Here is a 13437-nt window from a genome sequence, read left to right as displayed (position 1 = left end):
ACTCCTTACTGACCGATAGCGAACCAGTACCGTGAGGGAAAGGTGAAAAGCACCCCGACGAGGGGAGTGAAACAGTACCTGAAACCGAGCGCCTACAAGCAGTCGGAGGATCCTCGAGATCTGACGGCGTACCTTTTGTATAATGGGTCATCGACTTGGTCTCACGAGCAAGCTTAAGCCGATAGGTGTAGGCGCAGCGAAAGCGAGTCTTAATAGGGCGTCGAGTTCGTGGGATCAGACCCGAAACCGAGTGATCTAGGCATGACCAGGATGAAGGTGAGGTAACACTCACTGGAGGTCCGAACCCACACCTGTTGAAAAAGGTCGGGATGAGTTGTGCCTAGGGGTGAAAGGCCAATCAAACTCGGAGATAGCTGGTTCTCCGCGAAATCTATTTAGGTAGAGCGTCATCCGAATACCCCGGGGGGTAGAGCACTGGATGGGTAATGGGGCCCCACAGGCTTACTGATCCTAACCAAACTCCGAATACCCGGGAGTACTAGATGGCAGACACACGGCGGGTGCTAACGTCCGTCGTGGAGAGGGAAACAACCCTGACCTCCAGCTAAGGCCCCCAATTCATGGCTAAGTGGGAAAGCAGGTGGGACGACCAAAACAACCAGGAGGTTGGCTTAGAAGCAGCCATCCTTTAAAGATAGCGTAACAGCTCACTGGTCTAATTTAAGTTGTCCTGCGGCGAAGATGTAACGGGGCTCAAGCCATGAGCCGAAGCTGAGGATGCACGTAAGTGCGTGGTAGCGGAGCGTAGTGTGACATAACTCCATGTCTCTTTACCTTCTTCGGAAGGATTGGAGACAAGGAGTTTTCTGTGAAGCCGGGGCGTGAGCCATCCGGTGGAGAGATCACTAGCGAGAATGATGACATGAGTAGCGACAAACAGGGTGAGAGACCCTGTCGCCGAAAGTCCAAGGGTTCCTGCTTAAAGCTAATCTGAGCAGGGTAAGCCGGCCCCTAAGGCGAGGCAGAAATGCGTAGTCGATGGGAACCAGGTTAATATTCCTGGGCCGTGTGGTGGTGACGGATCGTGAAGGTAGTTCATCCTTATCGGATTGAATGGGCTGCTGATCGGTTCCTGGAAATAGCCCCACTTTAAGACCGTACCCTAAACCGACACAGGTGGACTGGTAGAGAATACCAAGGCGCTTGAGAGAACGATGTTGAAGGAACTCGGCAAAATACCTCCGTAAGTTCGCGAGAAGGAGGCCCAGTTTCTAGGCAACTAGTGGCTGGGGGCACAAACCAGGGGGTGGCGACTGTTTACTAAAAACACAGGGCTCTGCGAAGTCGTAAGACGACGTATAGGGTCTGACGCCTGCCCGGTGCCTGAAGGTTAAAAGGAGGGGTGCAAGCTCTGAATTGAAGCCCAGGTAAACGGCGGCCGTAACTATAACGGTCCTAAGGTAGCGAAATTCCTTGTCGGGTAAGTTCCGACCTGCACGAATGGCGTAACGACTTCCCCGCTGTCTCCAACATCGACTCAGCGAAATTGAATTGCCTGTCAAGATGCAGGCTTCCCGCGGTTAGACGGAAAGACCCCGTGCACCTTTACTACAGCTTCACACTGGCATCAGGCCAAGCATGTGCAGGATAGGTGGTAGGCTTTGAAGCAGTGACGCCAGTCGCTGTGGAGCCTTCCTTGAGATACCACCCTTGCTTTGCTTGATGTCTAACCGCGGTCCGTTATCCGGATCCGGGACCCTGTGTGGTGGGTAGTTTGACTGGGGCGGTCGCCTCCCAAATAGTAACGGAGGCGCGCGAAGGTTGGCTCAGAGCGGTCGGAAATCGCTCGTTGAGTGCAATGGCAGAAGCCAGCCTGACTGCGAGACTGACAAGTCGAGCAGAGTCGAAAGACGGCCATAGTGATCCGGTGGTCCCGAGTGGAAGGGCCATCGCTCAACGGATAAAAGGTACGCCGGGGATAACAGGCTGATGGTGCCCAAGAGTCCATATCGACGGCACCGTTTGGCACCTCGATGTCGGCTCATCTCATCCTGGGGCTGGAGCAGGTCCCAAGGGTACGGCTGTTCGCCGTTTAAAGAGGTACGTGAGCTGGGTTTAGAACGTCGTGAGACAGTTCGGTCCCTATCTGCCGTGGGTGTAGGATACTTGAGAGGAGTTGCCCCTAGTACGAGAGGACCGGGGTGAACGATCCACTGGTGGACCTGTTGTGGCGCCAGCCGCAGTGCAGGGTAGCTATGATCGGAAAGGATAACCGCTGAAGGCATCTAAGCGGGAAGCCCCCCTCAAAACAAGGTATCCCTGAGGGCCGTAGCAGACTACTACGTCGATAGGCCGGAGATGTAAGTGCAGTAATGCATTCAGTTGACCGGTACTAATTGCCCGATAGGCTTGATTTGATCCAGTAGAAGCGAGGTTTCGACCCGCTTGGATAATCAAGAGCATACTATCTACACAACTCTTGACTTGGACGTGTCTCTTTCTTGGTGTGGTGGTCATAGCGCGAGCAAAACACCCGGCTCCATCCCGAACCCGGCCGTTAAGTGCCGTAGCGCCGATGGTACTGCGTCTTAAGACGTGGGAGAGTAGGTCACCGCCACACCTAGTAAGAGACATGTTCGTATCTCTCTGACGATGCTTCAGACGAAAAACCGCCGGCCCTCGTGGCCGGCGACTTTCGTTTTCAGACCATCGATTTCTGCGACATCACGCTGTTTCGAGTGTCTCCACGCTCAATACGGTCGGCAAGTGCTGCGCGATCTCGACCCAGGTCTCACCCGCGTCGGTGGTCGCGAAGATCGACCCTGTATTCGTCCCGAAATAGACGCCGCCGTTTGACGAAGAATCCACCGCCATCGCCTGTCGCAGCACGGTGAAAAAGCAGTTTTCCTGCGGCAACCCCTCGCGCATCGCCTCCCATGTCTCCCCCGCATCGGTGGATCGCCAGACCGCGGCCTTCGCATCCGGCGGAAATCGTCCCTGAATGTCGCCGTTCAGCGGGATCGTCCAGATCGTCTGCGGATCGTGGGGATACACGGCGATCGGAAACCCGAAGGATGACGGCAGGCCTTCGGTGATGTCGTGCCAATTCTGCCCGCCGTCGTCCGAGCGGAACACGCCGTGATGGTTCTGCTGGTAAATCAAACCATCGTCGGACGGCGCGCGCATCATGTTATGCACGCAATGACCGATTTCGTGCGTATGTTCGTGATCGTGGTGCTTCGGGTTCTCAGCATTGTCGAGCCGATTGGACCGTTCCCACGTTTCTCCGTCGTCTTCAGTCGTAAAGACACCGGCGGCCGAAATCGCGATGGTCATGTGACCCGGCTTGGTCGGGTGGGGAAGCATTGTGTGAAGCGTCAGCCCAGCACCACCGGGGTTCCAGCTTTCGCGAGTCGGATGATTGGTGAGCCCCGGGACACGGTCCCATGTCGCACCACCATCGGTGGATTTGAAGAAATGTGCCGGTTTGGACCCGGCGTAAACCGTCCCATGGGCGCAAGTCAGCGACCAGATTGACACGAGGTCGTTGGTAAAGGGCGCCTCTGGGGGCACGCCGCCGATCATTTCCGCAAAGCCGGGATCGTTCGCCGCCCATTCGGCCATCATGCCGTTGGACAGTTGCGACAAAATCCATGTCTCCCCGTCATCGGTCGAGCGCCAGATCCCGGCCCCCGTCCACTCGCCACCGCCGCCGGCCCAGAGGTGGCCGGTCTTGGGGTCGCCGACGACGTGGTTGATAGGCCATAGATCGCAATGCGGCCCGGTCAGTGACCAACTCTTGCGGTCGTCGGATGAGGTCAAAATGAACGCGCCCTTCGTCGTCCCGACCAGAACCCTGTGTCTCACCGAAAATCCTCCAGAAAATCGTTATGGGCCGAGCGTAGCACAGAACGATTTTCCAGCGGTGCCATTCTTGCATGGCCCCTACAAGAACGGGCGGGATCGCATGATCCGCAGGCCCGCTCGACGAAAGAGCCCCGGCGGGCGCGCGGCACCGCCTTCCCGTTCGAGCTGATCCAGACTTTCATGCACCCGCTGGGCAAGCTCCGGTCGACCGGAAAGCGATGCAAGCGCGTCGGCCCCCGCGCGGGCGAGGTCGATCCGGGCGTGGGCCAAGATCGTCAGCGCATGAAAAATACGACTGTCCGGGTGTCTGCCGACCGCCGTGTAGGCCGCGAACGTGTCGGCGTCGACCGGACCACGGGAAAGCGCCCAAGCCAGACCGCACTGGTCCATCTGCTCCGACGTGAGCGGCAGCGTCATACGCTCGCCAGAATGCGCGACCGAAAACGCGTCTTCCGCCCCGACAGGTTCGATGCCGATCCGTCTTAGCGCGGCCGCGGGATCAGCTGCGCGCCCTGCGTCGAGTACGGCCATCGCCTTTGGCACGGTTCCGAAAATCTCCGCCTTCCGCCGCAGGGCGTCGAGCGCGCCGGGTGCGTTGATCCTTTCCAACCATGGCCTCAATTCCGCGAGCCGATCATCGGGCGTCATGTCGTCCCGCCCCAACTGCGACTGAAATTTCAGGTGTGTTGGCGCGGCGAGCCCGGCGATCCTCACACGCGGATCGTTCAGGAATTTCAACCACATACGAAAGTCCGAACCTGTGCCGGGTGGCCCCGGCGCCCAGCCTTCGGTCAAGTTCTGATAGGCGCTGCGGCGGAAGGCGACGGGGTTCAGCGCGGTGAAGACCAGTGGCCGAGGGAGATCGCGACTCTTTCGGACAAGCCCGGGCCAAGCGTAATTCGCCATCCGCCAGCTTACGAACCCCTTCACGCCGATACGGATATCGCCACCGATCACCCAGTCGGCACGGTCTAACGCTCCGGTCAGGGTCCGCAGGTGGCTTTCATGCCAGATGTCGTCATCACCGAGGTGGCACACGAATTCAGCCGAGGAGCCTCGAACGACAGGATCGCGATAGGCTTCGCCATATGCCTTGCCCTTGGGGTGCGGCAGATAGCGGATGCGGTCGTCAGAAGCGGTCAAATCCGCCATGATCTCGTCGGTGCGCGCGGGTGCTCCGTCCCCGATCACGACCAGTTCCCAATCCGGATCTGTCTGAGCTTGAACACTCGGGATCGCGGCAAGTAAGGTGTCCGCATGTGAATGCGTAGGGCAAATGATGAGTGTCCGGGCCATATCTCAACCTATCCAGCAGGTGCTCCGGTTCAATGGAAAAACCCAACAGTCTGAACGCTCTACCCCGACTGGGCATGACGATCGAGCGTCGGACGATCAAGGGGTTGTGGCGGCTGATCCCGGAACCAGCGGGGGATGAACGGGGCTTTTTCGTCGAGACGTTCCGCCAAAGCCTGATCGCGTCCGAGATGGGTCGCCCCTATGTCTTCGCGCAAAGCAATCATTCCCGTTCGGTCGCGCGGACGTTGCGCGGGTTTCGCACGGAACCATGGGACAAGGCGATCTACGTCACGCGCGGCACTGCGCTGGTGGTCGTCGTCGACCCCCGCCCGGACAGCCCGACGTATCGCGAGCATGAGACATTTCTGATCGGCGATGCCCCGGGCGACCGACACCGGATCGTCGTCTCACGTGGGTTGGCGAACGCGTTCTACTGCCTCACCGATGTGGATTACGTGAACGACGTGTCGGAAGAGTACCGACCCACGGGACGCCGCGGGTTCCACTGGTCCGCTCCCGGACTGGGCATCGACTGGCCGGACACCGCCCCGATTCTCTCCGACGCCGATGCCAACCTGCCCTCGTTCGACGCGTTCGTCGAAGGCCGACGTTAAGCGCCGGAAAAAACGCGGAAATTAATCGCTTCACCCCCCTTGCGGCCCGAAGCGACAAGGCATATTACACCCGAACGAATTGGCGCGGGGTGGAGCAGCCCGGTAGCTCGTCAGGCTCATAACCTGAAGGTCGTAGGTTCAAATCCTACCCCCGCAACCAAAAAACCGAACGCCCGGTGGCCGCAAGGCTCCGGGCGTTCGGCTTTTCGGGCAGGCGCATATGCGACGATGCGGCAACGCGACGCCCGCTTTCAGCGACTTCGGCTCGAGAACAGAAACGCCCCCCGGAACCGGGAGGCGTTTCGCAGGCATGACCCGGCCTTAGAACGTCTTTGCGACCGTGAACTTGAAGGTCCGGCCCGGCGCGGCGCGCGTGGCCAGATGCGGGGTATAGTTCAAGTCGAACAGGTTCTCGACCCCAAGCCGGAACTCGGCACCGCCGAAGAACCCGTCCTGCGGCGCATAGGTCGCGCGCAGATTGTGGACGAGCGATGCGGGCGTCGGGGTCGTCGCGCGGTTCATCGCAAAGTCATAGACCGCTTCCCAGCTCAGGTCGTATTCCTCGCCCCAGCGTTTCCCGACCGTGACGCGAAGCTGGTCCGCCGGTGTCCCGGCCCAGTTCCCGCCCGCGCCGGGCGTCGTGTCCATCCCGCGTGAGAAGTTGGCGTTTACGTCCGTATAGAACCCGCTCGCCATCGAATAAGACCCTTCCAGTTCCACGCCATGGAACATCGCGTTGGTGATAAGTGCGGCTGTCGCGGTCGTGTAGGAGGTGATGTCGCGGACATTGGTCCGGTACACGTTGGCTTTCAGGCTCAACTGGTCGCCATCCTGGAACACCGATCCACGGTCGAAGGACAACCCCGCCTCGTAGCTGACCGCTTTTTCCGACTGGGTCATATAGGCCGGGTTGGTGAGGTCATCCATGATCGGCAGGTTCTCGGTATAGGCCGCCGAGGCGAACACCGCGAAGCCGGAGTTGCCGAATTCGTAGCGGGCGGTCGCACCCCCCATGAACGCGTCGTTGTTGTAGTAGGCATAGGCCGGGCCACCGACACGTTGCGTTTCATACCGCACCGCGGGGGTGACGGTCAGGCCGCCCCAGGTCATGTCATCCACCGCGAACACGGCGATGCGGCGGTCGGTGCCACCGGGCGCGGACGAGGCGTCGAGCCGTTCCTTGAAGATGTACTCGGCCCCGATGCGCAGATCGTGTTGGATCATCCCGGTCGCGAACAGCGACTGGTTCTTCAGGGTCAGTTTGGTTGTCTCATACCGATGGTCGGCATCGACGAGGGGTTGAAGGAACGGGAAGGTGGGTGTGCCCTCCAGCGGCGAAGACCCGGCGACATAGGCGCTGTCGATCTGCTGGTCGGCATAGGACAGGTTGGCCGAGAAATTGATCAGGTCGGTCGTGGGCGAGTCGTATTCATAGCGTAGGGTCGCCGTCCGCGAATGCACGGTCCTATCGACGTTCCCGAACATTCCACCCGTGGTCGCGAAGGAATCGTAAGGCGTGTCCAGCTCGGTCGAGTTGGTGTCGGAATAGGTCGCGCGGATCGAATGCTCGTTGGCGTTTCCGAAGGTATAGAGCATCCCGACAGAATAGCTGGGCAGCGCATAGCCCTGCGTCGTGATCGGCGCACCGCTGCCGTCCACCGGAATGTCCTGCATCCGGTAGGTGTAGTTCCCGATGACGCCGAAGTTCTCAGTCGGTTGCCAAGCCGCGATGGTGGACGAGGCAAGCTGCGAACCGTTCGTGCCATACTGAATCGTCTGGCGCAGTTTGAACCCGGTCTCGCCGCCGGTGATGTCGATGGCGTCCTTGGTTTCGGCCCGGATCAGACCGCCGATGATGCCGGAGCCGTATTCGAACGTCCCCGCGATGCCGCGAATGACGCTGACTTGCTTGTAAAGCTCGGGGTCGGTGTAAAGCTGGGTGCCGATCCGGTAGAGCTCCTCGGACCCGACATTCGCACCGTCCAGCTGGATCGCGACCTTCTGGTCCGTGCCATAGGTGCCGTTCGCGCCGAAGCCGCGGATGTTGATGCCGGAGCCCTGCGGCGTGTTGCCGTTGATCAGGTTCACGCCCGGCACGGTTTCGACCAGTTCGGCGATGGTCCCCGCCTGACGGTCGTCCATCTCTTCGCGGTCGATCTCGGTCTCAGCGATGGCGGTGTCGGTCTGCACCTCGCGTTTGGATTCGGCCAGAAGCACGGTGTCGAGTTCGAATGTCTCCTGCGCGAACGCGGGCAGCGAGACACAGGTGGCAGCACTGGCAAGCAGCGCCGCGCGCAAGCGTACATGCGCGGTCATGGTCATCCCTTCCATGGTTTTCATGATGTGTGGCTGGCGTGCATATCGCGGTGCTGGCGGGGCGTTTTCGCCCGATCTTTGCGACCGGATCGCAAAGGACTTGCATCTGCTATTTTAGCTTAGTATTTTAGTCAACAATTCGGACAGGAGCGTCCGAGCATCCGAGCAAAGCGCGGCAAATCAGCCACAGCTAGCCAGGCAATCACTTACAATCAAAGGAAAAAGGAGCGTCCGCATGGCGGATACGGCTTCCATCTCTGCGCGTGACATCCGGGCTGCTGTTGAGCGGAATACGGGTCTGAGAGCGCGGGATCTGGCGGAAACGATCGGTGTCTCCGAAGGTGAACTCGTGGCTGCGAAAATCGGGCACGGCACGGTCGCCATCTCGGCCCATCCCGACGACATCATGGGCGCGGTCCCGGCACTTGGGGAGGTCATGGCGCTGACCCGCACGCCATCCGTCGTGCATGAAAAGGTCGGAACCTACGGTAACTATCAATCCGGCGCCCATGCCGCGATGGTTCTCCACGACGCGATCGACCTTCGGATCTTTCCGAAGCATTGGGTCTTCGCCTATGCCGTCGAGACCGTGACCGAGGCCGGCCCGCGCCGGTCGATCCAGGTGTTCGACGCAGCCGGGGATGCAGTTCACAAAATCCACCTGCGCGATGCCTCGCACCACGATCAATGGGCCACCCTGATCGAAACGCTCGCGCTGCCCGAGCAAAACGACCGCCCCACGGTCGAGCCGCGCGTTCCCCCGTCGCCTGCGCAAGAGCGCCCGGACAGGGCCGAAGACCTGCGCAAGGCGTGGAGCGAAATGACGGACACGCACCAGTTCATGCAGCTGACCAAACGGCTGAAGATGAATCGCCTTGGCGCCTACCGCGTGGCCGGTGCCCCCTTCGTCCGGCGGCTCGACCAGACGGCGGTGGATACGCTGCTCGACCGTCTCGCCAGCACGGCCGTCCCGGTCATGATCTTCGTCGGCAACCACGGGTGCATCCAGATTCATTCGGGTCCGGTTCACACGCTGAAACAAGTCGGTCCGTGGAACAACGTCATGGACCCGGGCTTCAATCTGCACCTTCGCTCAGACCATATCGCCGAGGTCTATGAGGTTCGCAAACCCACTAAGCGGGGCGAGGCGCTTTCGGTCGAAGCCTTCGACAAGGATGGCGTCATCATCCTCCAGATTTTCGGGATGCGGACCAAGGACGCCGATCATGTGGCGGACTTCGGCGCGCTGGTTCAGGGACTCGCAGGGGCCGAGGTGCAGGCATGAAGCTCAGTACATTTGCGTATGCGGCGGCCCTGACCGTCACTCCGGTCGCCGCACTGGCCGACCGTGTGTTGTCGATCGGCGGCTCGGTGACCGAGATCGTCTATGCGCTGGGCGAAGGCGACAGGTTGGTCGCACGCGACTCGACGTCGAACTTTCCCGCCGAGGCGGCGGGATTGCCCGATGTCGGCTACATCCGCCAACTGTCCGCCGAGGGCGTTTTGTCGGTCGCGCCCGACCTTATCTTGATGGAGGGCGGCGCGGGCCCCGCAGAAACCATAGACCTGCTGCGCGAGGCGGAAATCCCGATGGTCGAGGTCGCCGATGGCTACACGCCGGAAGCGGTTGAAGACAAGATCCACGCCGTTGCGAAGGCACTTAACGTGCCGGACAAGGGCGAGGCGCTGGCGGCCGAAGTGCGCGCCCAGATCGCCGAAGCGCGCGCGACGGTCGGTGACGGCGTGCCCCGCGTCCTGTTCGTCCTGTCGCAGGCTTCCGGTCGCATCATGGCTGCGGGTGAAGGAACCTCAGCCGAGGCGATCATCGAATTGGCGGGGGGCGAAAACGCGCTCTCCGGCTTCCAGGGCTACAAGCAGATTTCGGAGGAGGCCGTCATGGCCGCCGCGCCGGACGTCATCCTGATGATGGATCGCGAGGGCGACCACGCCGTCGCAAATGACGAACTGTTCAGCCAACCGGCGTTCGCGTCCACGCCGGCCGCCGAGGGCGAGCGCGTGGTTCGCATGGACGGGCTTCTCCTGCTCGGGTTCGGGCCGCGCGTGGGCGAGGCGGTTTCGCAACTCGCCGCAGCCCTTTACGGCGACGAGGGTTGAGATGGTCGCGATGACCGAAAGCACCGGGCGCCCGGCGGGCGACAGGCAACCGCTTGCTCGCCACGCCACCCTCGCTCTGGTGGTGCTTCTGGTGATGGTGTCGGTGGCGAGCCTGTTCGTGGGCGCCACGGGTATCTCGCCGTTGGAGGTGATCGGTGCGGTTCTGGCAGGCGAACCGATTGAGACGTCGGCGCGTGTCGTGATCCTCGACATACGGCTTCCGCGCCTCGCGATGGGCGCGCTCGTGGGCGCGTCCCTCGCCGTGGCCGGGGTGGTCATGCAGGGCTTGTTTCGCAATCCGCTGGCCGATCCGGGCATCGTCGGCGTGTCCGCAGGTGCCGGGCTGGGCGCGATCACGGCGATTGTTCTGGGTGGCCTGCTGCCCTCAACGGTGGCGGCGGTGCTGGGCTATGCCCTCGTCCCGGTCGCGGCGTTCGTCGGCGGCGGGGTCTCCGTCGTCCTGCTCTATATCGTGTCGACGCGGAACGGGCAGACCTCGGTCGCGACCATGCTTCTGGCCGGGATCGCCCTCAGCGCGATGGTCAGTGCCGTTTCGGGCGTGATGATCTATCTGGCCGACGACGCGCAGTTGCGTGACCTGACCTTCTGGGGCTTGGGTTCGCTCGCCGGGGCGACGTGGTCCAAGCTGCTGGCCGCGATGCCGCTGATGGTGCTGGGTCTCCTCGGCGCGCCGCTTCTGGCCCGCAGCCTCGACACTCTGGCGCTGGGCGAAATCGCGGCGCAGCACATGGGCATCGACATCCAGCGCATGAAACGGCTCGCGGTGGTGATCGTCGCCGCGTCGGTCGGTGCGGCAGTCGCGGTATCGGGTGGGATCGGCTTCGTCGGTATCGTCGTGCCGCATCTTCTGCGCCTCATGACGGGGCCATCGCACGCGCCGCTCATCCTCAATTCCGCTCTGCTCGGCGCTTCGATCCTGCTGCTGGCCGACATGATCTCCCGCGTGATCGTGGCACCTGCCGAGCTTCCCATCGGGATCATCATGGCGCTGATCGGCGGGCCGTTCTTCCTGTGGGTGCTCATCAAGCGCCGTGGCTTCGCGGGGGTATGACATGCTGAGGGCAAGAAACCTTCACGTGACGATCGACGGGACGACGATCCTGCACGGCGTCGATTTCATCGCGGAGCCGGGCGAGGTGACGGCCATCGTCGGCCCCAACGGCTCCGGCAAGTCGACGCTGCTGTCCGCCCTGACCGGGACACAGGTCTTTGACGGCGAAGCGCAGATGGGCGCGCTGGATCTTGCGACTGCGAAGCCCTGGGAACTGGCCGCGCGGCGTGCGGTTCTGGCTCAGTTCACCTCGGTCGCCTTTCCGTTCACGGTGTCCGAGGTGGTGCGCATCGGTGGGGGGGAGCCGGACCTCACCACTGCGGCGCTGGCGCGTGTCGGTCTGGGCACCTATGGCACGCGGCCCTATCACGCGCTCTCCGGTGGGGAACAGCAACGCGTCCAACTCGCCCGCGTGCTCACGCAGGTCTGGCGACCGATGGATGCGGGCGTTGCGCGGTGGCTGATCCTCGATGAGCCGGTGTCGAGCCTCGACATCGCTCAACAACTCGACGTGATGGAGATCGCGCGGGATTTCGCGCGCGCCGGCGGTGGGGTCGTCGCGGTCATGCACGATCTGAACCTGACGGCGATGTTCGCGGACTCGGTCGCTCTCATGTCGAAGGGTCAGGTCGTTCGGCAGGGTGCCGTTCACGACGTGCTGACCGATGAGACGTTGTCCGGTGCCTATGGGTGCCGGGTGCAGGTGAATATGGCGCCGAGGGGCGGGACATTCGTTCTGCCGCAAGCGTCACAGGCATAGGATACAGTGATGTTTCAGGACCGTTGGGACGCGATAATCGGGTTCATGGACATGGGCGGTATCGCGATCTGGGTGATCGCCGCCCTTGCCGCCGTCACGGCCGGATTGATCGTCTGGAAAATCCTGCGACTTGGGGCCTCCGGCACATGGCGCCCGCGCCGCGCCGAGCGTGCCGTGCGCCTCTGGCAATCCGGGCAGCGCGCCGAGGCCCGGCGTCTCGTCGACGGCAGGCGCGGCGTCTACGCCACCCCCGTCCGGGCCGCGATCGAGGGGATGGGGCGCGACGACATGACCCCCGAGATGACGCGGGAAGAGATTTCGCGCGTGGCGGCGGGCGAGCTGTTTCGCCAGCGCAAGGGGCTGCGCGCGCTCGAACTGGTGGCGACCATCGCGCCGCTCGTGGGCCTTCTCGGCACCGTGTTGGGGATGGTCGCGGCGTTTCAGGCGTTGGAGGCCGCCGGAAGCCGTGCCGATCCGTCCGACCTTGCCGGCGGGATATGGGAGGCTCTGTTGACCACGGCGGCCGGGATGGCCGTGGCGATCCCCGCTTCCGCCGCGCTGACGTGGTTCGAAAGCATAGCGGACCGCGCGCAGGGCCGGATCGAGGATATGGTCACGCGGCTCTTGCTGACTCCCGCGACGGGCGGGGAGCGTCGCATCCTCGAGGTCGCGGAATGACCACGCTCTCGCTGCCCGCACCGCGCCGGTCGCGCAGGCCGAGCCTGACCCCGATGATCGACGTGGTGTTCCTGCTTCTCGTGTTCTTCATGCTCGCCTCGCGCTTCGGCGCGGAAGGCGCGATTGCGGTCAGCGGGGCCACGGGTGCCGATGGAAGCTACGACGGCCCGCCCCGGCTGGTCGACGTTCTTCCCGAAGGCGTGCTTTTGAACGGGAGCGACATCCGCGAAGAAACGCTGGCGACCCAGCTTCGCACATTGATGCAGAACCCCGACGACACCATCGTTCTGCGCGCGCGTGACGGGGCGCAGGTTCAGCGTGTCGTCGATGTGATGCAGGTGCTGTCCGATGCGGGATACCCGGCACTGGTTCTGGTGGACTGAATGCGGATTGCGACCCATCGACAACCGCGCAGGCCAGCCGAGAACGTGATCGCCATGATTAACGTGGTCTTTCTGCTGCTGGTGTTCTTCCTGATTTCCGCGCGGATCGCCCCGCCGCTCCCGGTCGAGGTCGAACTGCCGACCGCCGAGGGTGGCGAGGTGTCGGGCAGCCCGGATACCATCGTGATCGGTCCGGACGGAACGCTTCACTTCGCAGGCGTGACGGGGGCGGAAGCCACCGCGAGACTGGCCGATACCGATGTGCCGCTGACCCTGCGGGTCGACCGTGGGCTGGACGGCGCCGCCTTCGCGCGGGCCTTGCGGGACATTTCGGCGGTCTCCGACGCGCCCCTGGACCTGATCGTGGAGCCCTGA

The 13437-nt window shown here is 62.4% G+C and carries 11 protein-coding genes, 1 tRNA gene and 2 rRNA genes (1 of these 14 running past the window's edge); 11 read left to right on the top strand and 3 right to left on the bottom strand.

Going from position 1 to position 13437, the window contains the following annotated elements:
* Together HOY44_RS08170 and rrf are read left to right on the top strand one after the other, a co-directional pair.
* Positions 1-2378: ribosomal RNA gene (locus tag HOY44_RS08170) — 23S ribosomal RNA — on the top strand (it extends 452 nt beyond the left edge of the window).
* Between the two features lie 88 nt (positions 2379-2466).
* A 5S ribosomal RNA gene (gene rrf / locus HOY44_RS08165) occupies positions 2467-2581 on the top strand.
* A gap of 104 nt (positions 2582-2685) precedes the next feature.
* On the opposite strand, the gene HOY44_RS08160 is transcribed toward rrf, so the two are convergent.
* Positions 2686-3828 carry a WD40/YVTN/BNR-like repeat-containing protein gene (locus HOY44_RS08160; protein ID WP_287434169.1) on the bottom strand — a complete coding sequence of 381 codons (1143 nt, stop codon included), beginning with the start codon at positions 3826-3828 and terminating at the stop codon, positions 2686-2688.
* A 78-nt stretch (positions 3829-3906) separates the two neighbouring features.
* Positions 3907-5124, bottom strand: a complete 1218-nt coding sequence (locus HOY44_RS08155) for a glycosyltransferase family 2 protein (protein WP_287434167.1) — start codon at positions 5122-5124, stop codon at positions 3907-3909.
* A 74-nt stretch (positions 5125-5198) separates the two neighbouring features.
* Between HOY44_RS08155 and HOY44_RS08150 the strand changes: the two genes are divergently transcribed.
* Both HOY44_RS08150 and HOY44_RS08145 read left to right on the top strand, forming a co-directional pair.
* Positions 5199-5738 (top strand): dTDP-4-dehydrorhamnose 3,5-epimerase family protein, encoded by a 540-nt coding sequence (locus HOY44_RS08150; protein ID WP_287434165.1) that lies wholly within the window; start codon positions 5199-5201, stop codon positions 5736-5738.
* A gap of 83 nt (positions 5739-5821) precedes the next feature.
* Positions 5822-5898: transfer RNA gene (locus tag HOY44_RS08145), tRNA-Met, on the top strand.
* A gap of 161 nt (positions 5899-6059) precedes the next feature.
* Here the strand turns inward: HOY44_RS08145 and HOY44_RS08140 are convergent.
* Positions 6060-8054: a TonB-dependent receptor plug domain-containing protein gene (locus HOY44_RS08140; RefSeq protein ID WP_287434163.1), complete on the bottom strand. Its 1995-nt coding sequence runs from the start codon at positions 8052-8054 to the stop codon at positions 6060-6062.
* A gap of 235 nt (positions 8055-8289) precedes the next feature.
* Between HOY44_RS08140 and HOY44_RS08135 the strand changes: the two genes are divergently transcribed.
* The 7 genes from HOY44_RS08135 to HOY44_RS08105 are packed head-to-tail and all read left to right on the top strand — an operon-like array spanning position 8290 to position 13437.
* Positions 8290-9339: a hemin-degrading factor gene (locus HOY44_RS08135; RefSeq protein WP_008333334.1), complete on the top strand. Its 1050-nt coding sequence runs from the start codon at positions 8290-8292 to the stop codon at positions 9337-9339.
* Positions 9336-10169 (top strand): heme/hemin ABC transporter substrate-binding protein, encoded by an 834-nt coding sequence (locus tag HOY44_RS08130; protein ID WP_287434161.1) that lies wholly within the window; start codon positions 9336-9338, stop codon positions 10167-10169. Before HOY44_RS08135 ends, HOY44_RS08130 begins: the two co-directional genes overlap by 4 nt.
* A gap of 1 nt (position 10170) precedes the next feature.
* The gene (locus tag HOY44_RS08125; RefSeq protein WP_287434160.1) at positions 10171-11241 is read left to right on the top strand and encodes a FecCD family ABC transporter permease; all 1071 of its coding nucleotides are present in this window, start codon (positions 10171-10173) and stop codon (positions 11239-11241) included.
* 1 nt (position 11242) lies between these two features.
* Complete coding sequence (locus tag HOY44_RS08120; RefSeq protein ID WP_287434158.1) at positions 11243-12001, top strand: heme ABC transporter ATP-binding protein; 759 nt, start codon at positions 11243-11245, stop codon at positions 11999-12001.
* A 9-nt stretch (positions 12002-12010) separates the two neighbouring features.
* Complete coding sequence (locus tag HOY44_RS08115) at positions 12011-12679, top strand: MotA/TolQ/ExbB proton channel family protein (RefSeq protein WP_287434157.1); 669 nt, start codon at positions 12011-12013, stop codon at positions 12677-12679.
* Positions 12676-13062, top strand: a complete 387-nt coding sequence (locus HOY44_RS08110; protein WP_287434156.1) for an ExbD/TolR family protein — start codon at positions 12676-12678, stop codon at positions 13060-13062. Before HOY44_RS08115 ends, HOY44_RS08110 begins: the two co-directional genes overlap by 4 nt.
* Positions 13063-13437: a biopolymer transporter ExbD gene (locus HOY44_RS08105; protein ID WP_287434154.1), complete on the top strand. Its 375-nt coding sequence runs from the start codon at positions 13063-13065 to the stop codon at positions 13435-13437. It abuts the gene before it with no gap.

The organism is Maritimibacter sp., assembly GCF_016774595.1.
In the GTDB taxonomy this organism is placed as follows: domain Bacteria; phylum Pseudomonadota; class Alphaproteobacteria; order Rhodobacterales; family Rhodobacteraceae; genus Maritimibacter; species Maritimibacter alkaliphilus.
This window is presented reverse-complemented; position numbering and strand designations above follow the sequence as displayed.